Genomic DNA, 25385 nt, shown 5'->3' with positions numbered 1-25385 from the left:
ATAAACATTCATCTCTTTTATTTTCCTAGTATTTCAATCTTGCCACTATACCTTAAATCTAAAATATACTCTCCTCATAGTAATTCAATTATTGAATTATCCTTAACAGATTCATAAAGACATCCAAAAATTAATAAAACTTAAAATTAATTTATGATAAATGCGGAATATTCAGACAAGGGTTTAATAGTAGACATACTTACAAAATCATTTGATACGAATCAAAGCGTCAACTACATTGTAAAACAAGATGAAAAAAGAGTAAAAAGAATAAGAGTTTTAATGGAGTATTCTTTCGAGATCTGTTATTTATTTGGTAATGTGTTTCTCTCGAATGATAAGAAAGCTTGTGCTTTAATTTTATATCCTGATAAAAAAAAGACATCCTTTAAGTCGATAATGCTTGATGTAAAACTTATTCTTTCCTGTGTGGGAATTAAGAACATTAAAAAGACGCTTGAACGAGAGTCGAAAATTAAAAGAATTCAGCCAAAGGAATTGATGTATTATTTATGGTTTATAGGTGTTGACCCCAAATATCAAAATAAAGGAGTGGGAAGTAAGCTACTTGATGAATTGATAGAAGACGGCAAGCAAAAGAAGAGATCCGTTTATCTGGAAACCTCAACGCTGAAAAATTTGCCATGGTATCAGAAACTTGGCTTTCATATATATAATCAGCTGGACTTAAGCTATAACTTATTCTTTTTGAAAAAAGAGTGGGATCGAAAATAGCTGCAATGTTAGTGCTGGGAACAGAAATGCACATAGTAACCTTGATTTTTGTAATCCTGGAAGTATTTTTGTTTTTTTACCAGTTCATTTATTACTTATACAGACCGAAGGATGAAAACCGAATGTGGTACTTAATCCTGCTGTTTCTCTTGATTGTTTACAATACCACCGGCGGTCTTTTCCCTGATCCTGAAATTGATATCTCAATAATTACCCAAAACATCATAGCCTATGGCAGTGGGTTTTTAATGGCATCCTATTTTCCTTACTATTTTTATAAGGCGTTTGATCTACAAAGATTACGCCTCCATGCAATATATGGAGTGCCATTATTTCTGATCACTCCCTATATTATCTTTTTTGTAATTGAGTATTCCCTTAATGGCAACCTTAATCTTGCTATAAAATACGGAATCATTATTCCTTTCTTCTACTCCCTGGTATTACTATGGGCAATCTTGCGCGCCATCCGTGTAAAATTTAAGGACAACAGAGACAGCAATAAATTCCCGGAAGTAGTTGCAGTATATTGTGCCGTTATACCTTGGGCCTCCATGACCGTCTTTGCATATTTTAATGTTAGCCAGTTAGTTGAAGTAATTTTTACAAACGGTGGCTTTATAATTATTACCATCATATTCATTACCAGATCAATAAATAGAGCAAGAATTGAGTATGAACGACTTATGGAATTAAATAATGGTTTTATACGCCCCTTTGCTTTTGAAGAGAACTGCAAAATTTATCAGTTAACATGTCGCGAAATAGAGATTGTTAGGTTAATCCGTCAGGGATGTAAATACAAAACAATAGGAGAAACACTATTTATTTCGGAAAAGACAGTTAATAAACATGTGCAGAATATCTTTGACAAAGTTAACGTTTCAAATAAAGTCGAATTACTTAATAAACTTGAAGTTTAACTTTCCTAATCTTCCTTTTAGCCTGTTATTCGTCCACTAGGCTAAAAATAGTTATTTATACGTATGCCAAATAGTATAAATTACTTATTCCCTCGCTCTAACTAAATCTTCAAATTTGGATATAAAATATTTAGAATTGACAGGTCTGCCTAATAAAATCCTGCCGATGGATTTCTCTAAATATTCTCTTAATGGTTTTCTTATGATTAGCGAACAGTCGATTTGTGAATACAATTTGGAGTGGTTGGATGTATTAATTAACGTAACACTTAATCCAGCCAAAACTGATTTATCTAAAATTTCAGATGATGAGCTCAACTTTTGGTTTTTGAAGATAGAGGAGGAAAAAGCAAAGTATCCATTATTTATTATAAAGGAAGTTTTCATCTTATTAGATGAAAATAAAATTAGTACCCTGATTAACCAATGCCATTGTAATCTAATTATGCTGGTAAATCGGGCTCATGAAAACAAAGAGAAAATCTCATTGCGAAAGCAGAATTTAAAGGATCTTTACAATTTACTTATTGCAAATCTTGAAGAATTATTAAGGTTTCTTGAGTTCCGTTTTTCAACTTATTTGTGCCTGGAAAAACGTGTACCTGCCACTTACCTTTCAGTAACAAAAAAAGAGTTAAGACCGCGGATGAATAGGTTGAAGAGGAGATTGTTTTCGGAGATAACAGACGAAAAAATTAAAAATATTATTTTTGATACTCTAAATTCCTTCATAAATCCTCTCAATCATGATTGTTCTATTACTTTCAAAGAGGTGCATTATATAAAAGAACTGTTAAAAGAACTTGAAGCACTTAAAGAGCCTCACAGAAAAACTTCCGTTTATTCTTCTTTGGATAAGTTACTCATTTACCTAAACTTTAATTGCAAGGAATACATAAATTACTTCACACAAAATATTGTTGAGCGTATTAATGCGTGTGAAAGTATCTCTGATAAGATGGATTGTTTGCTATTTTACTTTAAAGAGTTCAACCAGATACATCGTAAGGCAGGCATGGCTCTGCACGCTGAGCAAACTGATCTCAAAGATGAACTGAGCAATTGGTTTAGCCAGGAGATTTTCTATCTTGAAAAAAAGCTTCACTTGTCAATTGTTCCATTGCGGGCCAAAACGGAAAATTTAAAAGAAAAAACACCTGTTAAAAATGAGAAGTCTAAAGTGTTGTGCATCTTATCAACTGACCAAATGGCTCTTATCCTACGTGCTGCCGATGAACTGAAAATTTTAATGGCTCGTTCTATGAATGAAGTGTTTAAAACAATCGTTCCGCATCTTTCTACACCTTATAAAGAAAATCTTTCATATGATTCCATGCGAAGCAAATCATATACTGCTGAAGAAAGAGATAAAGAGATTGCTATCCAAACTCTGGAAAAGTTAATAAAAAAGATCAAAGAGTATTGATCAGAACACGTTTTACTCATTCAATCAAGCAAGGCTTCAGTTTTAAACACAGGATCTGGATTTTTAAGTGCCTGATAGACTGCTACCGTACCTGCAAATGTTGTCCACATAAATAATGGCAGGTAACAGAATGCTAATTTTTTATCCGGCCTGTAGGCTATGATAAAACTTGACATAGCAAGTGCCATATCAGATATTGTCCATATAGCAGCAAGAGTCGAACTTTTTTTATTAAAATATATATATATATATCCAAAAGAAAAGAATATAACCCATATCATTGCTTGTAAAACCATGAGTTTTTTACGATCAGAAATATTCGATAACAGTAGCCTTTGTAATCCTAATAACACAAAGAAGTTATTTATTGTCCAGGCAGGAGCAAATACCCAGCCGGGAGGAGCCCAGGGTGCTTGCTCAAGCTCTTCATTATAGACTTTTCTTTCTTTTTTTGAAGATCGTCTGCTTACCAAACCTCCTATAGCAGATGCTGCAATTGATATCAACGCTATTTGCCACCAGGTTAATTTTGCATAGGGCTTTAAAGACATAATATTAATCCAAATAAGAGATAAATATTGCTTGAACCATAAATAGAATATGCTCTTTCAAGGCTTCAATTTAAAATAATACCTTTTTTATTTTAATGTTTTTTCTTTTTGAAAAAGTACTTCTCATGATTAATACAAAAAATCCTTTTTATCGAATTTTTATGTTTTTTTAAAATTTTTCTTGCTGATAATCAACAGGGTACAAGGGTACAAAATTGGGTACAACAAAAAGTTGGACTTGTTAAGCGCATCAGGCTGATGTTCCTTTGTGATGTAATTGTAAGCAACCCGAATCGAAAACAGCTACCTGAATAATTCGGATTGATTAAGTGGAAAACAAAAAACGAAGCCCATGTTTACAAACATCACCTGGACAAATTACTTCATTGTAATTATCCTTCTCTTAACCATCTATTACCTATTCGTCGGAATATGGTTTTACTATCAGGATCTTAAAAATCTGGTTGATAAACGAAAGCTGCAAGTTACTCCTGACCTTAATAAGCCTTTGTCTTGCTATTCAAATAATACAAAACTGGATCAATCAGAATCTTTCGAGAACAGTGTTCAATCTACCGAAGATAACCCATTTCAGGAAGTAGAACATCTTGTAAGCAGGCTGAAAGAGGCTGTCAAAGATGCTTCTGATAAAAAAGCCCTTAAGCAGGAGTTCTCTCAATATCTCTACCTGATTCTTAAAGAATATCCTGCATTAAAAATTTCTCCATTCCAGTCAGCCATTAATGAACTGATCACTTCGGAATGTGCAAAATATGGTTCCATTATACTCAGTGAGGATGAGGTAGTGAAGTTGTGGAATGAAGTATAACGGAACCAAGCGGAGGAGTTAACTCCTGTTCAACCCTGTGCTATAGGCAAGGTGAGGATGATAAAGGGTAGTGAAACAGTAGTTACCCTCCGCTTTTTAACTTAAGTAATTTTTAACTTTTAAATAGTGTGTTATGAAAATGTGTGTATGGAAATTTAAAAGACTTACCCGTAAACAGCTAAAATCCATTGGTGCTGCCCTTATTTTAACAGCTTATCATTTTGCTGCGGCAGCTCAGGATGGAAACGCCGGCATTGAAGCAGCGAATACTCAGGTTCGCAGCTATTTTGATTCAGGAACTAATCTGATGTACGCCGTAGGCGCCTTATTAGGGCTGATTGGTGCGGTTAAAGTTTATCAAAAATGGAATGCCGGAGATCAGGATACCGGAAAAGTTGCCGCCGCCTGGTTTGGAAGCTGTGTATTTCTGGTAGTTGTTGCTACTGTCATTAAATCCTTCTTCGGTATTTAAATCTCTTTGGTCATGCAAACACTGTTAATTGAAAAGCTTCGGGCCTATATAATCAATAACAATCCGGATGTATTGATTGAGTTGCAATTGGATTTTTCGGTAACACAGTACTTAGAGCAAAAGGTAGCGGCCATTCAACCCTTCCTTGAAGCATTACTGTCAGAAAACAAACCGGCTTATATTGTTGAAGAACTATGCCTGAATGCGCTGACCAAAGACCTTCGGCCGTCAAAGTTCAATTACATTCGAAGTTTACTGGAAGAAGAGTTTAAGCCTGACTTTCTGCTGATGAAAGAAACCGGCACGCTGACCTATGAAATAGTAAATCTCATTAATGCCGGCAAACCAGTATTTGAAACATTGGGATTTACTGAAGAAAACGAAGATGACCGGTCGCTGTATTATGCGATTGCGGGAACAATACACCAATACCTGAAGGCAGATAATAAAATAACCGACACCTTTTAAAACAGGTGTCGGTTTCGGACAATATTAAAGCGATTAGTGAGAATTGGAACGTGAGGTATGGCTTACAATCTTTTGCAAAAATTAAACGATAATATAGCGGCTATCCGTATTGCTTTGGAATGGGAGAAGGACAAAGCCTTATCTCCTCAGCAGGTGGATACGCTAAAAAACTATTCGGGCTTTGGTGGTATTAAAGCGGTACTCTATCCTACTGCTGAAAAAGAAGAATGGGTAAAACTAAGTGCAGCGGATAACGACCTGCGCCTGCATCCTAAAATCATAGAACTGCATAATCTTCTTAAACAGCATTTCAATGAGAAGCAGTACAAAGAAATTGTTGCCTCTATTAAAACCAGTGTATTAACTGCATTCTATACACCGGCTATTGTACCCCAAACCTTATATCAAGTTTTAAAGGAACAGGATATTCAGCCTCGCCAGATTTATGAACCAAGTGCCGGTGCCGGGATATTTCTTACAGAGGCTGCAAAATCATTTTCAAATCTGCAGCAAATAACTGCAGTAGAGAAAGACCAGCTGACCGGACGTGTCCTTCAGGCTTTGAGCAGTACGATGGATATTCCGGCAAAAGTTCATATTACCGGATTTGAAGAAGCTCCGGTTAATGACAATGGGAAATATGACCTGATTGTAAGCAATATTCCCTTCGGAAACTTTTCAGTCTATGATGAAGCTTTCCCTGATAAGCATCTTTCCGGAAAAATCCACAATTACTTTTTTGCAAAAGGCTTAGACAAAATTGCTGATGGAGGCTTATTGGCTTATGTCACCACAGATGCTTTTTTAAACAGCCCTTCGAATAAAGCGGCAAGGGAATACTTGTTTGAAAAGGCCGACTTTCTAAGCCTGACAGTAATGCCGGATAACTTAATGAAAGATACCGGTAATACGGAAGCTCCTAATCATTTGCTGATTGTTCAGAAGAATGAAAAGAAACCCGGAATCTCTACTGAAGAAAAACACCTGGCTGAAACAATTGAACAAAAAAATGAATTCGGCAGGTATCACATTAATGCCTATATCCATCAGCATCCTGAAATTTTTATAGGTAACGAAATAAAGGCTGGAAAGAATCAGTATGGTAATGCACATCAAACCGTCTGGCAGCATGGGGACATTAACAACATTTCTGAAAAACTGCAAGCTATAATCAGCGAAGGCATTAGCAATCGTTTTGATGAAAGCAAGTTTCATCAGGCACAAAGCATAAAGGCGATAATACCTGAGCCGGGTGGACAAAAGCTTACCTTTTTGAAAGTTCCCGAAAGTAAGGAAGAACTCGTTCCGGTGCAGTTGGGCTTATTTGATACCGCTCCTGCTGAACCCATTAACCGGGCAATGGCTTATCTCAGCGACCTTGATACTGCTTTAGTGCAAAAACAAACTGCACGCATCATAGGTATAGCGAAAACCACCGACCATCCCGAACATGAAAGCATTGTATTATTAACTGCCAGGCAGGACAAATCAAACAGATATTTATATAAGCTTTATTCCAATGTGGAAGAAATCAGCTTCCCCGCTAACTGGATGAATGCTCCTCTGTTAAGCCAGAAGTTAAAAAACCTTTCCAATCAGCTTAAACAATATAATCATGCTTACATCTATGAAGGCGATAAAAGCCTGGAAGGAGCTTTTGACTTAAAACGGATTACGCCTCAATTCTTCCCCGAACTAAAACCGTTTTATAAAGAAGGCACCTTAGTTTTCCATCAAGGACAGATCGGAACAATAAATAATCCTGATACCGATTTTAAACAGGCCTCTTTTCAACCTTTATATAAGCAGAATAATAAAACATTTTATGAGGGTTATATAGGTATCCGAGATCGCTATCTGGAGTTAGCAGAAAAGGAACTGACTGGTAAGCCAGTCGATGATATGGAGAGAAAAACCCTGAATGAAAGGTACGAAAGTTTCATTTCTCAATATGGGTTTCTGAACAGACCAGACAATCGTACACTGATTGCTAATGATACTGCATTTGGGTTTCTCGTCCTTTCTTCTCTGGAAAGGAAAGAGGGTGAAAAGTTTGTAAAAGCCGACATCCTACACCAATCCATCATTCAAAAGCAGGAACGTTTGGTAACCGATGATCCGGTGGAAGCCCTTTCCCGCAGCCTGAACGAAACCGGAAATGTCAATATTGATTTTATAGCCGCTGCAATCGGAAAAACAGAAGCAGAAACTATAACAGCGTTAGGCTCCCATATTTATCTTGACCCGGCTGCTCAAACCTGGGAAACAAACGATAAATATTTAAGCGGCAATGTGGTTGCAAAACTAAAGACAGCAGAGCAGAAAGTAAAAGAAAATCCGGATGATGTGCAGCTGCAAAGGAGCCTGGAAGCCATTACTAAAGTACAGCCTGAAAGAATTCCATTTGAATTACTGGATTTCAATTTGGGCGAAAGATGGATACCCATTTCATACTATGAGCGCTTTGCAAATCAACTTTTTGAACAGAATACCAGTATTAATTACTTTTCTTCTCTAGATGCCTTTAAAGTAAACACATCGGGATACAATGCAAAAGTAACTCAGGAATATGCTGTAACGCCAAAAAGCGGAAGAACGACTTACGGCTATACCATTCTGGAGCATGCCTTAGAAAATACGACACCTTTCTTTACTTATGAAATTTCCGCCGGTGAGGGAAAAACCATCCGGGTGCCAGACAATGAAGCAATACAGCTTGCTCATCAAAAGATTGAAAATATTCGAAACGGGTTTGTTAACTGGTTAAAGGAGTTGCCGGATTCGGATAAAAAATATCTGGAAAACTTATACAACAATACCTTCAATTGCTACGTGCTGCGTGAATACGATGGCAGTCATTTAAGCTTTCCGGGATTAGACAGGAAAAGATTAGGTATTCAGGACTTATACAGTTCTCAAAAGAATGCCGTCTGGCGGATTATGCAGAACCGCGGTGCATTAATAGACCATGAAGTAGGCTTGGGAAAAACGCTGACTATGATTGTGGCGGCAACTGAAATGAAGCGCTTAGGCATTGTGCATAAACCAGCAATACTGGCCCTAAAAGCAAATGTTGACCAAATTGCCGAAACCTATCGAAAAGCATACCCAAATGCCCGTATCCTGGCTCCAGGTAAAAATGATTTTACTCCTGCGAAAAGATTAAGGCTATTTCATGAAATCAAGAACAACAATTGGGATTGTATCATCCTCACTCATGACCAATTTGGTAAAATACCGCAATCACCCGAGATACAAAGAGAGATATTCCAAGTTGAATTAGATAATGTTGAACGTGATTTGGAAACCCTGAAAGACTTAGGAGGCGACATTTCTAAAAAGATGCTGAAGGGCCTGGAGGTACGGAAAAACAATCTACAGGGCAAGCTTAAAACGGTGCTGAATGAAATTGAACAAAAGAAAGATTCCGGAATAAACTTTAAAGAAATGGGCATTGACCATCTTTTCGTGGATGAAGCTCATAAGTTCAAGAATCTGACATTTACGACCAGGCATAATCGCGTAGCAGGTTTAGGCAATATGGAAGGCAGCCAAAAAGCTTTAAATATGCTTTTTGCCGTACGTACCTTGCAGGAAAAGTTCAATGCCGATTTGTGTGTTACTTTTTTATCAGGTACGCCTATATCGAACAGTTTGACAGAGATGTATTTATTGTTCAAATACCTGCGGCCTAAAGAAATGGAGAGGCAGCGTATTGAAAACTTCGATGGATGGGCTGCTGTATTTGCACGAAAAACAACTGATTTCGAATTTTCAGTAACAAATGAAATAATTGCCAAAGAGCGTTTCCGCCATTTCATCAAAGTTCCGGAACTGGCATTATTCTATAATGAAATTACTGATTATAAAACTGCAAAACATATCAACCTGGATAAGCCTGCCCTGGATGAAACCCTGGTAAATATTACGCCTACGCCTGAGCAAAGGGAGTTCATTAAAAACCTGATGCAGTTTGCTAAAACCGGTGACGGAACATTAATTGGCAGAGGAAAGCTAAGCGAAGAGGAAGATAAAGGGCGCATGCTGATTGCAACTAATTATGCTAGAAAGATGGCTTCAGATATGCGTCTCATAGATGAACGGCGTTATGAGGACCATCCTGAAAACAAAGTTAATGTTTGTGCCAGAATGATTGCTGAAATATATAACAAAACCAATCTGAATAAAGGCACTCAAATTGTATTCTCTGATATCGGCACACCAAAGCCAGATGCTTTTAATATTTACGATGCCGTAAAAGAGAAATTAATAAGAGATTTCAATATTCCCGTTCACGAAATAACCTACATCCATAACTGGACTGATAAACAAAAGCCGGAGCTTTTCCGGAAAATGAATTCCGGAGAAATACGTGTCTTACTCGGCAGCACCGAAAAAGCAGGAACAGGTTTAAATGTACAGCAGCGAGTAGTAGCTATGCATCATTTGGATATTCCTTGGAAACCATCAGAATTGGAACAGCGGAACGGACGCGGCGCAAGGCAGGGAAACCTGATTGCTAAAAAATACTACGAAAATAAAGTGCACAATTACATCTATGCGGTTGAGCAGTCACTGGATAATTACAAGTTTAACCTGCTCAAGAATAAACAAACGTTCATCAGCCAGATGAAAAATTGTGAACTGAATGTACGCACGATAGATGAAGGAGCTGTCGATGAAAAAAGCGGAATGAACTTCTCCGAATACATAGCCATTCTTTCCGGCGATACATCTCTCCTTGAAAAGTCCCGGTTAGAAAAGAAAATCGCAGTGATGGAAAGTTTGAAAACAGCTCATTACCGTGAGGTGTCCCGCTCCAAATATCAGTTAGAAGATATGCAGACTGAAAAATCAAATACAGTCAAAACATTAGAAAAACTGACTGATGATGACACGTTCTATAAAGGCAAGCTGCAGCATGAAAAAGATGGGACGAAAGCCAATCCGATTCAGATAAATGGTTTTAACGGTACTAATGCTGAAGACATCGGCAGGCATTTGATTAAACTTCATCAAACATGGAATCCCAATGATGGAGAGGATGACACAAAGCGAATTGGTACGCTCTATGGCTTTTCACTGTACATACGAAGGCAGCGAGAGGCTTATGAAGAAAAGGGAATATTTGAATATAGATACTCCAATTCCTTTTATGCTCAGCGCTCAGAAAATGGCATCAAATACACTTACAATCATGGGATTCCGAATTCCGATAATCCAAAACTTGCCGCCCGCCATTTCCTAAACGCTATTGACCGGGTAGACAACCTGAAAGAGAAATATCAAAAGACTTTACAGGAACTGGAGCATAATATTCCAATGGTCACGCAGATAGCAGCTAAGCCTTTTGAGAAAGAGACTGAATTACAGGAGATGAAAAGTGAACTATCCAGATTGGAAAGAGAGATTGCCATAAAAATTCAGGAAAATCAAATGAAGCAAAACGGACTGATTCAGAATGAGCCGGAAAGGCTGGAAAAAGAACCCCCCATTATTCAGATGATTCCGGAAAAAGATACTGCAGCACAGACGGTGATGGCAAAATCAAGCAGTTTCAGCTTGCAGGGTAGGGAAAATTTTCAAAATCAAACTTTACAAGAACCACGCATAAAGCGGCATAACAGACTAAGATTTTAAAAGAAAAGCTATGAGTAACAGTATATATCAAATCAATAAAGGAATAAATAAGTCAATAGAATTTAAAGGGCTCAAAGCGCAATATATCTGGTATTTCGGAGGCTGCGTGATTGCCCTGCTCATTCTTTTCGCAATTCTATATATCCTCGGGATTAACTCCTTCGTCTGCATAAGCATTGTCCTGGCAGCGGGAACAGTTTTGACGATAAAGATTTATGCACTTAGTAATACCTATGGGGAATACGGAATGATGAAAAAGCTGGCGAACCGAAGCATTCCAAAAACTATAAAATCAAGAACCAGAAAGTATTTTTTTAGCCGATGAATAAAAAATAAATAGTGTGTTTAAAAGAGAATGTTTATGAAAAGGCAACTACCAATACATATAATTGAAGGCACTGAGTTCATTGTGGATGTACAACAAGGCCAGCTGCGGCAGGCAGATAAACCGGAGAACGTGATTCTATTTGAAGATATGCAGTACAAAGAATCGCATTACACTTTCCGGTACGACTTGTCAACAAAAAACATTCCCTTCTCGTTTACAGCAGATCCAAAAAATGCAAGAGAAGTACAAGTACCGCAAATGGTTACCCTGGACCCGGCAGGAATGGCGGAAAAGTATAGCATACCTGTCTTATCACTTAAGGATAAAACAGACTTTGATATTATAGTTGATAAGAAGTTGTTACAGGAACGGTTAAATGGGAAACTTCCGATGATTAATATAGCCGGTCATGATTTTATTGTTGATTTCAGGCTAAAAGAGTTACGTCCCAAAGATGATTTCAGTACCAGCATACGCTTACATGATCTGCATTATGTAATTGAACAGGAGAAATATCTTGCATATTATCACCCTGCGTCTCATCAAGTTATTGACATCGATCCTGCCAGAATAAAAGAAGTGCCGCGGGGAGTAGTACTCATTGAAATCCCTTTTGAGCGTAAGCTTGATCCTGTTGCAGCCGCTAGAGAATATGGAATGGATTACAAGGATATGCTGGTAAAATATCCTATTCTTAAAAACCTTCAAGCCAACGTAATTCCAATCGAACAGACAAACCTTCCTAAGCTAGTCAAAACAAACCGCGAGCGGGAAAAGCAGTTGGAGAAAAACAAGTTGAAGAAATCTCTAAAAAGAAAAAGGGGCAAAAGAATATAATGATAAACTGATAACATAGGGATCGGATAACCAGTATTGAAAACATATAAATAAGTGAAGATGGAAAAGCAGTTGGAGGGTATTTTGCCAATATTAGGTGTAGAACAGGATTGTATCTTATCTGCTCAAGGAGATATAACAGTAGTATTTAAGGCTGAACTGCCCGAAATATTTACGCTGTCGGATCAAGAGTATGAAGCCTTTCACCAGGCTTGGGTTAAAGCTATCAAGGTATTGCCGAAGCTGTCTGTATTCCACAAACAGGACTGGTTTATAGACCGCAGCTATAAGCCGGATTTTACTCGTGAAGATACCAGCTTCCTTTCGTTCAGCAGTGAACGTTTTTTTAATGAACGTCCTTTTTTAGACCATAGCTGTTATATATTGCTCACTAAAAAACCGGCAGGCAGAAAACCAGCCTCTTCCTTGTTTTCCAACCTTCTGCGTAAATCTATTGTGCCGGAACAAACACTCAATCAGCAGCTATTACAGGATTTTCTGGATAGTGCCGGGCAGTTTAAAAGAATACTGGAAGACAGTGGATTTGTACAGCTTATACAGTTGAAAGATGAAGAACTGTTGAGCCAAAACCGACGAATGGGTTTAATTGAACGTTATTGTTACCTGGCTTCAAGTCGGCATGAGTTGTTCCTAAAAGATATAACTTTCAATGAAAGCATTCAGGTAGGCGATCAGCATTGCCAGCTTTATACCTTAGGTGATGCTGCTGATCTCCCCGCATTATGCGGTTCAAGAATTAATTACGACAAATATTCTACCGACAAAACAAAATTTAGTATTGGCTTTGCTTCTACATTGGGTCAGCTTTTACCCTGCAATCATATTTACAACCAATACATTTTTATTGAGGATGCACAAAAAACTATTCAAAAGCTCGAAAGCAAGCGGTTGAGGCTGCAATCCCTGTCAGCATATTCCCGTGAAAACTCAATAGCGAGGGACGCGGTGAATGATTTTCTGAACGAGGCCATCAGCCAGCAGCGTCTCCCGGTAAAAGCACATTTCAATATACTGGTTTGGGCATCCAAAAAGGATAAACTTAAAGATCTCAAAAACTTGGTATCTTCCGGATTAGGACAAATGGATGCTGCTGCTAAGCAAGAAACGGTCGGGGCACCGCAGATATTTTGGGCAGGGATTCCTGGTAATGAGGCGGACTTTCCCATAAACGACACCTTTGATACATTTGCTGAACAGGCGGCGTGCTTTCTAAATCTGGAAACCAATTACCGCTCTTCATTAAGTCCGGTTGGTCTTCGGCTCGGCGACCGGCTTACCGGCAAGCCGGTACATGTGGATATTAGCGATGAGCCGGTCACGAAAGGTATCTGCACGAACCGTAATAAATTCATTTTAGGCCCTTCCGGCTCAGGGAAAAGTTTTTTCACTAATCACATGGTGCGTTCTTATTATGAACAGGGAACGCACATCGTTTTAGTCGATGTCGGACACAGCTATAAGGGCTTATGTGATATGGTGAATGGCTATTATTTTACCTACAATGAAACAAACCCAATACGCTTTAACCCTTTTTACATTGGCGAAGGAGACAGCTTAGATACCGAAAAAAAAGAAAGTATAAAGGCGCTATTACTGGCCTTATGGAAAAAAGACAATGAAGTATTTCATCGTAGTGAGTATGTAGCCTTATCCAATGCCTTACAGCTTTACTATGAAAAGCTGGATAAAAACAAAAATCTATTTCCCTGCTTCAACAGCTTTTATGATTTTCTGCGGGAAGAGTTTGTTGAGATATTGATCAATGACAAAGTAAAAGAAAAGGACTTTGATGTAAGTAATTTTCTCTATGTACTGCGTCCATACTATGAAGGCGGCGAATTTGATTACCTGCTTAATGCGTCTCAGAATCTGAATCTCCTGAATGAACGCTTTATCGTTTTCGAGCTGGATAATATCAAAGATCATCCCATCCTCTTCCCGGTGGTAACCATCATTATCATGGAAGTCTTCATTAGTAAAATGCGTAAGCTGAAAGGTGTCCGAAAGATGATATTAATCGAAGAAGCCTGGAAAGCAATCGCTAGGGAAGGCATGGCAGAATACATCAAATACCTCTTTAAGACCGTCCGTAAATTCTTTGGCGAAGCCGTTGTAGTAACCCAGGAAGTAGAAGACATCATCAGTTCCCCGGTAGTAAAACAGGCTATTATCAACAATAGCGATTGTAAAATACTCTTAGACCAGTCGAAATACCAGAACAAATTTGAACAGATACAGGAACTGCTCGGCTTGACAGAAAAAGAAAAGGCTTTAGTCTTATCGGTTAATAAGGCCAATGATCCGGCAAGAAAATATAAGGAAGTTTTTATCAGTTTAGGCGGAATGCTCTCTAAAGTTTACCGGACTGAAGTGTCCGTCGAAGAATATCTGGCTTATACTACTGAAGAAACTGAAAAAGTAAAAGTCATGCAGTATGCTCAGAAATATAGCGATATAAAAAAAGGTATAGCAGCCTTAGCAAGGGATATAAAAACAGGTACAGCTTAGTAATAATCTTAAATATATAATAGTATGAAAAAGTTATTGGTGGTACTGGGAATAGTGATGCTGGGAACAATAACACCGGTTCAAAAAACACAGGCACAGATTCCTATAGCAGAAATTATCAAAGCAGGTGTTAAAAAAGTAATCCGTGCGGTTGATCTGAAGATTCAGCGATTGCAGAATAAAACGATCTGGCTGCAGAATGCACAGAAGGTTCTGGAAAATGCGATGTCCAAATTAAAGCTCGATGAAATTTCGGAATGGACTGCAAAGCAGCGGAAATTGTACAAAGATTACTATGAAGAGCTATATCAGGTCAAATCCATTATCTCCTATTACAACCGGATTAAAGAAATCAGTCAAAAGCAGGTGCTGCTTGTGAAAGAATATCAGCGAGCATGGAGCTTATTTAAACAGGATAAGCATTTTACTCAGGATGAATTAGATTATATGTCCGAAGTTTACTCTGGGATACTTGATCAGAGCACCAAAAATATCGACCAGGTTTTCTTAGTGATTCACTCATTTACTACTCAAATGAGTGATGCCAAGCGACTACAAATTATTAATACCGCAGCTGATCATGTAGACGCCAACTATTATGACCTGATAAAATTTAACCAGCAGAATATACTACTGAGCCTGCAACGTGCCAAAGCTAAAAATGATGTGGATGTAGTGAAAAAATTATACGGTATTCAATAAAAGTTCAGATTATGAAAAAGCTAATTATTCTATCGCTGCTTGCCGTATTTGTTGATTCAACACAAGCACAGACTTTTTCTGAATGGTTCAGGCAGAAAAAGACGCAAAAGAAATACCTCATCCAGCAAATCGCAGTCCTGCAGGTTTACCTGGGATATGTAAATAAAGGGTATTCGATTGCCCACAAAGGATTAAAAACCATAAGGGATCTTAAACATGGAGAACTTAACCTGCATACGGATTACTTCAATTCATTACAGAATGTCAATCCTAAAATTAGAAACTATGCTAAAGTTGCTGATATTATTTTCCTCCAACAAGACATCATTCAGGCTTACTATCATGCCTATACTAAAACAAAGGAAAGCGGCGCTTTTAATCAGGATGAGATAAATTATATCGGCAGGGTATTTAAAAGATTACTGGATGATTGTGCCGGTACAATTGATGAACTGATTACCCTTACTACTAACGGAAAACTCGAAATGAAGGATGATGAACGCCTGAAAAGTATTGATAAATTATATACCGATATGGAGGATAAGTATTCATTCGTCAAAGACTTTGGCAATGAAGCAATATTGCTGGCCGCTGCTCGGATGCAAGTGAAAAACGATACTCAAATCAGCCGTGCTTTGTACGGCATTAAAAACAAATAAAATGAAAAGGACCGTCGTACTATTCATTATTTTAAATATCGGGATCAATCTTAAATCCTCTGCCCAAAGCCAGGAAGTGCAGCAATTATTGCTGAACGTAGAGAAGCTGACGCAGTTAAAGCAAATTCTGACTGATATGAAAAAAGGTTACCAGATCATCAGCTCAGGCTATAACAACATTAAGGATTTATCAGAGGGTAATTTCAGCTTACATAAAACCTTTCTTGACGAATTGATGGAGGTAAGTCCTGCGGTCAGGAACTATAAAAAGGTAGCCGACATCATCAATTACCAGCTAATACTGGTAAAAGAATATAAAATGGCTTATCGCCGCTTTAAACAGGATAGTAATTTCACTTCCCCGGAACTGGATTATTTAGGCAGGGTTTACAATAACCTATTCAAACAGAGTTTGAATAACCTGGATGATCTGGCAACGATCATTACTTCTGATAAATTGCGAATGTCCGATGACGAACGCCTCAAAGCTATTGATAACATCTGTATGGATATGCAGGACAAATTACAGTTCCTTAGATATTTCAACAATAATACAACAGTGCTGGCCCTGCAGAGAGCGAAAGAAAGGAATGATGTAAATACCATTCGCAACATCTATGGATTAACCAATTAAATAAATTTTTATGGCAAGGTGGGAAAGAGCTGCAATCATCGCAGCAGTGGGAATGATATTGCCACAATTTAGTCAGGCACAAGGCTTAGCAAACGAAATGAGCGGCCTCCAGGGAGTGCTGGATCAACTTTATGAGGAGATGATGCCGCTTTGCAGCAAGCTCATCGGAATCGGACAGGGAATAGCAGGCTTTGCCGCAACCTGGTATATCGCCTCAAGGGTCTGGCGACACATCGCCAATGCAGAACCCATTGATTTTTATCCGCTGTTTCGTCCATTCGTCATCGGCTTTTGTGTGCTGATTTTTCCGGCGATACTCTCAATGATTAATGGGGTGATGAAACCTACCGTTACCGCTACCTCTGAAATGGTAGAAGGTTCTGATAAAGCTATTGCAATACTGTTGAAACAGAAAGAAGCAGCTATTAAGAAATCAAACACCTGGCAGATGTACGTCGGTGAAATGGGCGAGGGTAACCGGGAGAGGTGGTATAAATACACTTATAATGGCGCTGATCCTTCCAAGGAAGGCATATTTGAAAGTATCGGCAATGATGTCAAGTTTGCTATGGCGAAAGCCTCTTATAACTTTCGTAATTCTGTAAAGGAATGGATGAGTGAAGTGCTTAGGGTATTATTTGAAGCGGCAGCACTTTGCATCAATACACTGCGAACTTTCCAATTAATAGTCCTCTCCATATTAGGCCCACTCGTCTTTGGCATTGCCGTATTTGATGGCTTCCAGCATACCCTCACTGCCTGGCTTGCCCGCTACATTAATATCTTCTTATGGCTTCCGGTTGCCAATATCTTCGGGGCAATTATCGGTAAAATCCAGGAAAAGATGCTGGCACTGGATATTGGCCAGATCGAGAGTTCGGGAGATACTTTCTTCAGTTCTACGGATGCGGCCTATCTCGTCTTTATGATTATCGGCATTGTCGGCTATTTTACAGTCCCTTCAGTAGCTAATTCCATTGTTCACGCAGGAGGCGGGGGTGCATTGGTACAAAGAGTAACCAGCATGTTCAGCAGTTCATCGACGGCTGTTGTTAATACAACAGTTGCAGGAGCAAGTATGACAGCAGATGCAATGGGGAACGCTGCGGGCAGGTTCACTCAAAGTATGGCTGGTCACAGTACTTCATCACCTTATTTCACAGAGAGAGCCAATTCCTCTTCAGGATTTATGAGCAATAAAATAAAAGGTAATTCCTAAGTATTCATTATTCAATACTAAGATTATGTTCAAACAGACAAAAAGAATAGATACGGCTTTCCGCCATATCCGAAGCTTTAGCATGATTGTGATTTCAGGATGTGTGTTCCTTACTGCATTCAGTTTGTATAAAAGTTACCGGCTGGTATCCGAAATGCAAGGTAAGATTTATATCCTGGCAAATGGCAAGGCACTCGAAGCTTATGCTTCAGACCGGAACGAAAATATCCCTGTGGAAGCAAGGGATCATGTAAAAAGCTTTCATCAGCTTTTCTTTACGCTGGACCCGGATGACAAAGTAATAAAAGTGAATATCACCAAAGCCCTCTACCTGGCTGATGCTTCTGCAAAAAGAGAATATGATAATCTCAAAGAGAACAGCTATTACTCCAATATCATTGCCGGTAATATCAGTCAGCAGATAAACATAGACAGCGTTACGGTAGATGTTAGCCAGTATCCCTATTACTTCCGCTGCTACGCTAACCAGCAGATCATCCGTACGACAAGTATCGTTTCCAGAAGCTTAATTACTGAAGGGTATTTGCGTAATGTCTCCAGAAGTGATAATAACCCTCACGGCTTCCTGATTGAGCGTTGGCGCATCATTGAAAACAGGGATTTGAAAATTGAAAATCGATAAGTTATGGTAATCAGTAATAAGAAAAATCGAAATGCCATCGGACAAAAGGATGTTCAGGATAAAATTGAAGGTAGCATTCTCAGAGAGTGCATGCGAATGCAAGCAGGTTGGGCTGCATGGATGCAGCGAAAAACCGAACGTTTATCGGTTAAAGTGAAGGTTGTCATGCTGCTGCTGTTTTGCTTTTTCGCAAGCACATACAGTATTTACCTCATATCAGACAGCCTTTTAGGTAAATACACACTTTCCTTTGAAATAGCATCCATTAAAAAGCCAGGATATGCTCAACTGCCCGGTGATGAAAATACTAAAGCTTCCATTGTAATAAATGAAGATGCATATCAAAAGATTCATCACTTCAAAGCGTACCTGGACAACCTTTCAAATTCACCTTTGGGTAAAGAACGATACGATAGTATTGTTAAGCATAACCCTGATTTAATGGATAGTATTAAGCTCATCGAAAACATTTATCAGTCACAAAATAAAAACTAACAGCTATGGAACAACAAACCCATTCTCCCAAATTCATCCGGCAGCGTAAATTCTTCATGGTGCTGCCACTATTGGTACTGCCTTTTATAACCCTGATGTTTTGGGCACTCGGAGGGGGTAAAACAAGTGCAGCCAATGCCCAAGTAGCATCCCAAAAAGGCTTTAATATGAAGTTGCCTGATGCTTACCTTAAAGAGGATAAGTCGCTGGATAAACTCAGCTACTATGAAAAGGCGGCTTCGGATTCTGTAAAGCTTAAAGAGCAGATGAAAAATGACCCTTATTATAATTATCCTAATACAAGCGCTTTGCCTGAAGCCGGTTCTTCAGCGAATGAATGGGAACATAAAAACAGCACTGCTAGTCATATCAATACCTCTCCTTATACTGGCTCTGCTTATTCTGATCCTAACGAAACAAAAGTTTACCAAAAACTGGAAAAGCTTAATAAAATACTGGACCAGCCTCCAGCAGTTCAAAAGCAGTCAGATACTAAAAGTTCAGATCTTGACGAAAACAATACCGGAGTTAGTAGTCAGGATATTGACAGGCTTGAACAGATGATGACATCGGTGAGCCAAGGCGATGGGGAAGATCCTGAAATGCAGCAGTTAAATGGCATGCTTGAAAAGATACTGGATATACAACACCCAGAGCGGGTAAAGGAAAGGCTGAGAGAAGTCTCTGAAGCAGAACAGGGACAAGTATTCGCTGTAAATGCGAATAGTCCAGATGATCTAGTTTCTTTACTGGATAATCGTTCGGTTGCATCTGATACTCATTTTATCAGTCTATCCAACGGATTTTTTTCATTTGATGATTTTAATGTTTCTGCAAATGAACCGAATGCTATTCAAACCGTGATCCATGAAACGCAAACACTAGTGGCCGGTTCGACAGTCAAGCTTCGGCTGCTTCAGGATATCTATATCAATGGAACACGCATTCCCAAAAATAATTTTCTGTTTGGAATCGCTTCTCTGAATGGAGAACGCCTGAACCTTAAAATCAATAGCATCCGCTATAAAAATTCACTTTTCCCCATAGAACTATCGGTGTATGATCTGGATGGATTAGAGGGTATTTATATTCCGGGAGCAATCACCCGTGATGCTGCTAAACAGTCTGCAGACCGTGCTGTTCAGGGGTTGGGAATCACCACATTAGATCCTTCACTCGGAGCACAGGCAGCCAGTGCAGGAATTAATGCAGCCCGAAGTCTTTTCAGCAAAAAAGTAAAACAGGTTAAAGTAACAGTAAAAGCAGGCTACCGAATACTGCTACTGGATGAGAAGCAAAAGCAGTATAACTAAATAAGAAAGGATAATTCATTTACTTAAAATTCCAACAATGAAAACGATCAGTGCAGTAATGATAACAGGAATTTTCCTTGTGCTTACCAATATTCGAGCATCCGCTCAACGTATATCAGAACCTATAATCTCGGTAATTGAGCCTTACCACTTGGATATTACCTATTCGAAAACCAGCAACCTGATATTTCCATATGCCATCAAAAGTGTGGACAGAGGCAGTAAAGATATACTTGTTCAAAAAGCGAAAGGTGTTGAAAATGTACTACAGGTAAAAGCTGGCAAAGAAAACTTTAAAGAGACTAATCTCACCGTGATCACTGCGGATGGCAGACTTTATTCCTACTTGTTAAACTATGTTGAAAATCCTTCTATACTGAATATCCGATATGCCCGAGAAAGGGGCAAAAAGGAAGCTGATGCTTTCTTCTCAAATAGTGGAGCAAATGAAGCGGACATTGAAGCGTGCGCTAAGCAGGCTGCGGGTGAAGAAAGAACAATTCGCGGTATCCGGGATAAAAAAGATCAGATGGAACTCAGCTTAAAGGGTTTATTCATTAAGGATAACGTCATGTATTGGCAAATTCAGTTAGAGAATCACTCCAATATCAGCTTCGACATCGATCAGCTTCGATTCTTTATCTGCGATCAGAAAAAATCTAAACGAACCGCTGCTCAGGAAAATGAAATCAAACCACTATATACCTATGGTCATCCAGTGTCTATTGCCGGAAAGGCTGAGCAGGTGTTTGTCTTTGCCCTACCAAAATTTACGATTCCCGATAAAAAGAATTTCAAAATCCAGGTCATGGAAAAAAATGGCGGAAGGCATTTAGAGCTTAAAATTTACAGTTCAACTATAGTAGATGCCCAATCGTTGGTGAATTGAAGCCCAAATAATCTTATAATTAAACCCGATAAATTCTAAAACTTATGAACCAGAAAAATTTTGAGTACTTAAGAGATCAGGTAAAGTTTACCGGCTTCGGAGAAGGCTTGGAAAACGAATTGAAGGAAAAGATGCAGAAGCAGAGTCCTCAGTTTCTGCTGTACCATCAGGGAAGTTTCGGTAAGGACTCGACAGCCGCTGTCCTTCATTTCAGAAAATCCGATCAGAGTGACATGTACTTTTTTAATAAGTACGACCTGACAATGAAACAGGAAAATAAGCCTGAGGTGATGAACCAAACTTTTTATCTGAATAAGGAACATAACATCACTTTAAAAGAGGCGTACAACCTGTTAAATGGAAGGTCGGTCAATAAGGATCTCACCAACAAAGAAGGACAAATTTACAACGCATGGATCAAGCTTGATATGAAAGAGACTGATCTAAACGGAAACTATAAAATAAAACAATTCCATCAGAATTATGGATTTGATTTGGAGAAAGCGTTGGCAAAGCATCCAATTAAGGAATTAAGCACTGAGCAGGATAAAACAGCCTTGTTAAGCTCTCTTCAAAAAGGCAACCGGCAGGTGGTAACGTTTGTTCAGAATGGCAGTGAACAACGGCATTTCGTTGAAGCTAATCCCCAATTCAAATCTGTCACTGTTTATGGCGGCAATATGCAGCGCCTAAGCAATAAAGAAGCAAAGGGTGAAAAACAAGGACAGGCGGAAATTAATTCCACTAAACAGGAAGCAAAAAAAGAAAGCAAGGGTCAGAATAATGATGACGACAACCCGGAAGTTCCTAAGGCAGCAAAGCGAAGAACCAGAAAACAAGGCCAGTCTGTAAGCTAGATGGAATAGTAATGGCTGCATTAAAACCATTGTCGGATTTCTTTTCTGCTATTGCGAAGGACCCTCGCATTAGCATTACCCATATTGGTATTTATGCAGCCTTGCTTCAGTACTGGCAGGAACATGATTTTGAAAATCCTGTATATGCTTTCAGTCATGAAATCATGAGGATAGCCAAAATTTCTGCCAGTACTACTTATCATAAATGTATCAGGGATTTAAGTGATTTTGGGTATATAAAATATGTTCCTTCTTTCAAAAGGAATCAAGGTAGCCGGTTATATTTACCGGTCAATGAATAAACGAATGCCGAAATTAGAAACTTAGAGTAAAGCCCGAATACGGGCTTTTTCTGCAATAAGGGAGGGTGTGAAATGGAATTTGAAGAAGAAAGAATATCCCCTAAAAAAGCAACTGAAATTTTGAAGAAAGATGGTTTAGAAGTTACTTTGGATGAAGCCAAAATAATACTGGAATTTCTCTACCAAATGGCCGAGATAGTTGTTGATCAGTACTTAGAAAAGGTAAATTAATACCTTTGGTACGATTGAAATACTAATTTTTTTAGCTATCTTGCAATATAAACAGAGGTTCCATTTCGACAGTCATTATGAAAATAGCAGATTTATATATACGAGTAAGTACAGATGAACAAGCAGATAAAGGTTATTCACAGCGTGACCAGGAAGAACGCCTCCGTAAATACTGCGAGATAAACTCAATTCAGGTAAGAAAGGTAATCTTTGAAGATCATTCTGCTAAAACATTTAATCGTCCTCAATGGACAAAGCTACTGATTGACTTGCGTAAGCATAAAGGACAGTCAGATCTTGTTCTCTTTACTAAGTGGGATCGATTTAGTCGGAATGCCGGAGATGCCTACCAAATGATTAGCGCGTTACGTCGATTAAGTGTAGAGCCTCAGGCGGTAGAACAGCCCTTGGACCTTTCTATTCCAGAAAATAAAATGATGCTTGCCTTTTACTTAGCTGCACCTGAAGTGGAAAATGACCGAAGGGCGTTAAATGTATTTCATGGCATGAGGCGTGCAAAAAAAGAAGGACGTTACATGGGCACTGCTCCATTAGGATATATAAACAAAACAAATGAAGCGGGAAAAAAATATATAGCGCCCAAAAAAGATGAAGCTGACATATTGAAATGGGCATTTCAGGAATTAGCGTTAGGCAGATTAAATACAGAGCAAGTTTGGAAATTAGCCAGGGAAAAGGGATTAAGCAGAGGCAGCAAGAATAATTTTTGGGTAGCCATCCGCAATCCATTGTATTGTGGGAAAATCTTTATTCCTAAATTCAAAGATGAGGAAAGCTGTTTTGTACAAGGACAACACGAACCGTTGATATCCGAAGCATTATTTTATGATGTACAGGATGTATTAAATGGACGTAAAAAGGTGATGCGTACTAAATTGGCAGTCGATGATATGTTGCCATTGCGGGGCTTCCTAATTTGTCCAAAATGTGGCAGAATGCTTACCGGAAGTGCTTCTAAAGGATGTAAGCAATATTACCATTATTATCATTGCAGTTCTTCATGTGGTATCAGATACAATGCATCCAAGTTAAATGATGCTATAGTTGAAGAAATAAAAAAACATGTAAGTCCACTGCCTAAATTACAGCTTTATAAAGAGGCTATCGTATCCGTCTTTAAGGCGAAGACCCGCTTGCAACGGAGTGACATTAAACAGGTAAAGGTTCAACTTGAGGAAACTAACAGAAGATTATCTAAGGCAAGGGATTTACTTCTTGCTGGCGATATTGATGCAGATGATTACCGTACAATCAAATCAGAGAGTGAAGAGCGGATCAACAAATTAGAAGTACAATTGACAGCTTCAGCGACTGATGCTACAAATATTGAACCTTTATGGGAAAAGGCTATTACTAGTATATCGCAACTCGATAACTTATACATTAACGGCACTATAACACAAAAGCGGAAGATAATTAGTTCGATGTTTCCTGAAAAACTGACTTTTGATGGATTTCAATATCGAACTACTCGTGTTAACGAAGCAATTAATTTTATCTGTCTGATAGACAAGAAAATAAAGGGTAAAAAAAATGGGACAAGTCTGAATGTTTTAGACTTGTCCCAAGACGTGACCCCGCTGAGGCTCGAACTCAGGACCCACAGATTAAGAGTCTGTTGCTCTACCAACTGAGCTACGGAGTCAAATTATCTCCGGCCTATGCTACAAACCGGGTCTGCAAATAAACGGAAATCTTTAGTTACTTCCAATAATCATTTTGCCCTATTCAAATCAGAATGGTCAACTGCTCAAAAAAACTTATACTAATTCTGAGATGTTGTTCATATAAAATTCATTATGACTAAGAATAAAAACAGTTTTTTCGAGACTTTAGCTGAAAAGATAACCTGCTGGACAGGTAGTTCTACTGCATTCATCATTGCATTAGGATTAGTAATCGTGTGGGGTGTAACAGGCCCTTTCTTTAATTATTCAGAAACCTGGCAATTGGTAATCAACACCGGCACAACAATTATTACCTTTTTAATGGTATTCCTGATTCAGAAGTCGCAAAATAAAGATTCAAAGGCAATTCAGCTAAAGCTAAACGAACTGATTGCCGCCAGTAAATATACCAGCAACCGGATGGTTGATATCGAAGATCTTTCGGAAGATGAGCTGAATGAACTTCGGCAGTTCTATGCTAAACTTTCAGACATAGCTGAAGAAGACCACGACATTCATCAATCACATTCTATTGACCAGGCTGAAAAACTTCATGCAGAAAAAACCGGACTACGAACAAAATCACGACTTAAGAAAAAGAGAGAAGAATAAATACTCGTAAAATTAATTATTGTTTTTTGCAACATAACATCCCGGCACACGTATCAAACCGGAATGAAAAACACTCCTGTATTTAAAAATAAATTTGAACAGAAACGCTTTACCAATCATGTTTTGAACGACAGATATGACCGCATTCTGGTAATCTGGGGGAAAGATTGTTTGTTTAATCTTTTAAAATGGTATCAGCATGTTGAGTATTACCCGGGCATTTTAAAAATAATCGACTGCATAGAAAAGTACCAGGAAGCAGAAGAAAAGCCTCAAAGACGGTTTAATATACGAATGAACTAATCAGAGTTGTAAAATAAAAATTCCTCACTTATACTTATAAGTGAGGAATAATAGTCTAAGATGTTTGAATAGAACGATGTACAGCAAAGATAATTTTATA

24 protein-coding genes, 1 tRNA gene and 1 pseudogene are annotated in these 25385 nt (G+C 38.5%); 24 read left to right on the top strand and 2 right to left on the bottom strand.

The annotated features are described in order from the left end of the window. The first annotated feature begins 153 nt into the window (after positions 1–153). From ACLCDL_RS08255 to ACLCDL_RS08245, 3 genes are all read left to right on the top strand, one after another. Positions 154–735, top strand: a complete 582-nt coding sequence (locus ACLCDL_RS08255) for a GNAT family N-acetyltransferase (RefSeq protein WP_423147808.1) — start codon at positions 154–156, stop codon at positions 733–735. Positions 736–857: 122 nt separating this feature from the next. Further along, entirely contained in the window at positions 858–1658 is an 801-nt protein-coding gene (locus ACLCDL_RS08250; RefSeq protein WP_423147807.1) for a response regulator transcription factor, read from the top strand. Positions 1659–1773: 115 nt separating this feature from the next. Further along, positions 1774–3084, top strand: a complete 1311-nt coding sequence (locus tag ACLCDL_RS08245; RefSeq protein ID WP_423147806.1) for a hypothetical protein — start codon at positions 1774–1776, stop codon at positions 3082–3084. Positions 3085–3104: 20 nt separating this feature from the next. Here ACLCDL_RS08245 and ACLCDL_RS08240 read toward each other — a convergent pair whose 3' ends face one another. Next, positions 3105–3635: a tryptophan-rich sensory protein gene (locus tag ACLCDL_RS08240; RefSeq protein ID WP_423147805.1), complete on the bottom strand. Its 531-nt coding sequence runs from the start codon at positions 3633–3635 to the stop codon at positions 3105–3107. A gap of 352 nt (positions 3636–3987) precedes the next feature. Between ACLCDL_RS08240 and ACLCDL_RS08235 the strand changes: the two genes are divergently transcribed. The 19 genes and pseudogenes from ACLCDL_RS08235 to ACLCDL_RS08145 all read left to right on the top strand — a co-directional run. Next, complete coding sequence (locus ACLCDL_RS08235; protein ID WP_423147804.1) at positions 3988–4464, top strand: hypothetical protein; 477 nt, start codon at positions 3988–3990, stop codon at positions 4462–4464. 133 nt (positions 4465–4597) lie between these two features. Then, positions 4598–4936 carry a DUF4134 domain-containing protein gene (locus ACLCDL_RS08230; RefSeq protein ID WP_423147803.1) on the top strand — a complete coding sequence of 113 codons (339 nt, stop codon included), beginning with the start codon at positions 4598–4600 and terminating at the stop codon, positions 4934–4936. Positions 4937–4948: 12 nt separating this feature from the next. After that, positions 4949–5404: a DUF1896 family protein gene (locus ACLCDL_RS08225; RefSeq protein ID WP_423147802.1), complete on the top strand. Its 456-nt coding sequence runs from the start codon at positions 4949–4951 to the stop codon at positions 5402–5404. A gap of 57 nt (positions 5405–5461) precedes the next feature. Next, on the top strand, positions 5462–11044 hold the full coding sequence (locus ACLCDL_RS08220) for a helicase-related protein (protein WP_423147801.1): 5583 nt from the start codon (positions 5462–5464) through the stop codon (positions 11042–11044). A gap of 10 nt (positions 11045–11054) precedes the next feature. Continuing rightward, a complete protein-coding gene (locus ACLCDL_RS08215) occupies positions 11055–11369 on the top strand; it encodes a DUF4133 domain-containing protein (RefSeq protein ID WP_423147800.1) in 315 nt (104 codons plus the stop codon). A 36-nt stretch (positions 11370–11405) separates the two neighbouring features. After that, on the top strand, positions 11406–12209 hold the full coding sequence (locus ACLCDL_RS08210; RefSeq protein ID WP_423147799.1) for a hypothetical protein: 804 nt from the start codon (positions 11406–11408) through the stop codon (positions 12207–12209). A gap of 60 nt (positions 12210–12269) precedes the next feature. Then, positions 12270–14738: a TraG family conjugative transposon ATPase gene (locus ACLCDL_RS08205; RefSeq protein ID WP_423147798.1), complete on the top strand. Its 2469-nt coding sequence runs from the start codon at positions 12270–12272 to the stop codon at positions 14736–14738. 24 nt (positions 14739–14762) lie between these two features. Continuing rightward, entirely contained in the window at positions 14763–15440 is a 678-nt protein-coding gene (locus ACLCDL_RS08200; protein ID WP_423147797.1) for a conjugal transfer protein TraI, read from the top strand. Between the two features lie 11 nt (positions 15441–15451). Then, entirely contained in the window at positions 15452–16099 is a 648-nt protein-coding gene (locus ACLCDL_RS08195) for a hypothetical protein (protein ID WP_423147796.1), read from the top strand. Between the two features lies 1 nt (position 16100). After that, positions 16101–16733 carry a TerB family tellurite resistance protein gene (locus ACLCDL_RS08190; protein ID WP_423147795.1) on the top strand — a complete coding sequence of 211 codons (633 nt, stop codon included), beginning with the start codon at positions 16101–16103 and terminating at the stop codon, positions 16731–16733. A 10-nt stretch (positions 16734–16743) separates the two neighbouring features. After that, positions 16744–17952, top strand: a complete 1209-nt coding sequence (gene traJ, locus ACLCDL_RS08185; protein ID WP_423147794.1) for a conjugative transposon protein TraJ — start codon at positions 16744–16746, stop codon at positions 17950–17952. A gap of 25 nt (positions 17953–17977) precedes the next feature. After that, positions 17978–18595, top strand: a complete 618-nt coding sequence (traK, locus tag ACLCDL_RS08180) for a conjugative transposon protein TraK (RefSeq protein ID WP_423147793.1) — start codon at positions 17978–17980, stop codon at positions 18593–18595. Positions 18596–18598: 3 nt separating this feature from the next. Continuing rightward, positions 18599–19090, top strand: coding sequence for a hypothetical protein (locus tag ACLCDL_RS08175; protein WP_423147792.1), 492 nt, complete (start codon positions 18599–18601; stop codon positions 19088–19090). A gap of 5 nt (positions 19091–19095) precedes the next feature. Beyond that, positions 19096–20403 (top strand): conjugative transposon protein TraM, encoded by a 1308-nt coding sequence (traM, locus tag ACLCDL_RS08170; RefSeq protein WP_423147791.1) that lies wholly within the window; start codon positions 19096–19098, stop codon positions 20401–20403. 37 nt (positions 20404–20440) lie between these two features. Continuing rightward, positions 20441–21292 carry a conjugative transposon protein TraN gene (gene traN, locus ACLCDL_RS08165; RefSeq protein ID WP_423147790.1) on the top strand — a complete coding sequence of 284 codons (852 nt, stop codon included), beginning with the start codon at positions 20441–20443 and terminating at the stop codon, positions 21290–21292. A 44-nt stretch (positions 21293–21336) separates the two neighbouring features. Continuing rightward, positions 21337–22149, top strand: a complete 813-nt coding sequence (locus tag ACLCDL_RS08160) for a hypothetical protein (protein ID WP_423147789.1) — start codon at positions 21337–21339, stop codon at positions 22147–22149. 11 nt (positions 22150–22160) lie between these two features. Further along, positions 22161–22451, top strand: coding sequence for a hypothetical protein (locus ACLCDL_RS08155; RefSeq protein WP_423147788.1), 291 nt, complete (start codon positions 22161–22163; stop codon positions 22449–22451). A 72-nt stretch (positions 22452–22523) separates the two neighbouring features. Then, complete coding sequence (locus tag ACLCDL_RS08150; RefSeq protein WP_423147787.1) at positions 22524–22682, top strand: hypothetical protein; 159 nt, start codon at positions 22524–22526, stop codon at positions 22680–22682. 77 nt (positions 22683–22759) lie between these two features. Further along, a pseudogene (locus ACLCDL_RS08145) lies at positions 22760–23749 on the top strand (recombinase family protein); the annotation flags it as partial. Positions 23750–24275: 526 nt separating this feature from the next. Here the strand turns inward: ACLCDL_RS08145 and ACLCDL_RS08140 are convergent. After that, a tRNA-Lys gene (locus tag ACLCDL_RS08140) sits at positions 24276–24348 on the bottom strand. 154 nt (positions 24349–24502) lie between these two features. Here ACLCDL_RS08140 and ACLCDL_RS08135 point away from each other — a divergent pair. After that, the gene (locus ACLCDL_RS08135) at positions 24503–24982 is read left to right on the top strand and encodes a low affinity iron permease family protein (protein ID WP_423147786.1); all 480 of its coding nucleotides are present in this window, start codon (positions 24503–24505) and stop codon (positions 24980–24982) included. 63 nt (positions 24983–25045) lie between these two features. Next, the gene (locus ACLCDL_RS08130; protein ID WP_423147785.1) at positions 25046–25285 is read left to right on the top strand and encodes a hypothetical protein; all 240 of its coding nucleotides are present in this window, start codon (positions 25046–25048) and stop codon (positions 25283–25285) included. Positions 25286–25385 lie beyond the last annotated feature (100 nt).

This window comes from Rubrilithobacter danxiaensis (assembly GCF_047272945.1).
In the GTDB taxonomy this organism is placed as follows: Bacteria; Bacteroidota; Bacteroidia; order Sphingobacteriales; family Sphingobacteriaceae; genus Rubrolithibacter; species Rubrolithibacter danxiaensis.
This window is presented reverse-complemented; position numbering and strand designations above follow the sequence as displayed.

Bases quoted from the DNA above. Each gene is read 5' to 3' on its own strand.
- traK (WP_423147793.1), top strand. From the start codon at position 17,978: ATGTTCAAACAGACAAAAAGAATAGATACGGCTTTCCGCCATATCCGA.
- ACLCDL_RS08220 (WP_423147801.1), top strand. From the start codon at position 5,462: ATGGCTTACAATCTTTTGCAAAAATTAAACGATAATATAGCGGCTATC.
- traN (WP_423147790.1), top strand. From the start codon at position 20,441: ATGAAAACGATCAGTGCAGTAATGATAACAGGAATTTTCCTTGTGCTT.
- ACLCDL_RS08235 (WP_423147804.1), top strand. From the start codon at position 3,988: ATGTTTACAAACATCACCTGGACAAATTACTTCATTGTAATTATCCTT.
- ACLCDL_RS08200 (WP_423147797.1), top strand. From the start codon at position 14,763: ATGAAAAAGTTATTGGTGGTACTGGGAATAGTGATGCTGGGAACAATA.
- ACLCDL_RS08175 (WP_423147792.1), top strand. From the start codon at position 18,599: ATGGTAATCAGTAATAAGAAAAATCGAAATGCCATCGGACAAAAGGAT.
- ACLCDL_RS08240 (WP_423147805.1), bottom strand. From the start codon at position 3,635: ATGTCTTTAAAGCCCTATGCAAAATTAACCTGGTGGCAAATAGCGTTG.
- ACLCDL_RS08255 (WP_423147808.1), top strand. From the start codon at position 154: ATGATAAATGCGGAATATTCAGACAAGGGTTTAATAGTAGACATACTT.
- ACLCDL_RS08205 (WP_423147798.1), top strand. From the start codon at position 12,270: ATGGAAAAGCAGTTGGAGGGTATTTTGCCAATATTAGGTGTAGAACAG.
- ACLCDL_RS08215 (WP_423147800.1), top strand. From the start codon at position 11,055: ATGAGTAACAGTATATATCAAATCAATAAAGGAATAAATAAGTCAATA.
- ACLCDL_RS08150 (WP_423147787.1), top strand. From the start codon at position 22,524: ATGGAATTTGAAGAAGAAAGAATATCCCCTAAAAAAGCAACTGAAATT.
- ACLCDL_RS08135 (WP_423147786.1), top strand. From the start codon at position 24,503: ATGACTAAGAATAAAAACAGTTTTTTCGAGACTTTAGCTGAAAAGATA.
- ACLCDL_RS08130 (WP_423147785.1), top strand. From the start codon at position 25,046: ATGAAAAACACTCCTGTATTTAAAAATAAATTTGAACAGAAACGCTTT.
- ACLCDL_RS08225 (WP_423147802.1), top strand. From the start codon at position 4,949: ATGCAAACACTGTTAATTGAAAAGCTTCGGGCCTATATAATCAATAAC.
- traJ (WP_423147794.1), top strand. From the start codon at position 16,744: ATGGCAAGGTGGGAAAGAGCTGCAATCATCGCAGCAGTGGGAATGATA.
- ACLCDL_RS08250 (WP_423147807.1), top strand. From the start codon at position 858: ATGTGGTACTTAATCCTGCTGTTTCTCTTGATTGTTTACAATACCACC.
- traM (WP_423147791.1), top strand. From the start codon at position 19,096: ATGGAACAACAAACCCATTCTCCCAAATTCATCCGGCAGCGTAAATTC.
- ACLCDL_RS08195 (WP_423147796.1), top strand. From the start codon at position 15,452: ATGAAAAAGCTAATTATTCTATCGCTGCTTGCCGTATTTGTTGATTCA.
- ACLCDL_RS08190 (WP_423147795.1), top strand. From the start codon at position 16,101: ATGAAAAGGACCGTCGTACTATTCATTATTTTAAATATCGGGATCAAT.
- ACLCDL_RS08210 (WP_423147799.1), top strand. From the start codon at position 11,406: ATGAAAAGGCAACTACCAATACATATAATTGAAGGCACTGAGTTCATT.
- ACLCDL_RS08155 (WP_423147788.1), top strand. From the start codon at position 22,161: ATGGCTGCATTAAAACCATTGTCGGATTTCTTTTCTGCTATTGCGAAG.
- ACLCDL_RS08230 (WP_423147803.1), top strand. From the start codon at position 4,598: ATGAAAATGTGTGTATGGAAATTTAAAAGACTTACCCGTAAACAGCTA.
- ACLCDL_RS08160 (WP_423147789.1), top strand. From the start codon at position 21,337: ATGAACCAGAAAAATTTTGAGTACTTAAGAGATCAGGTAAAGTTTACC.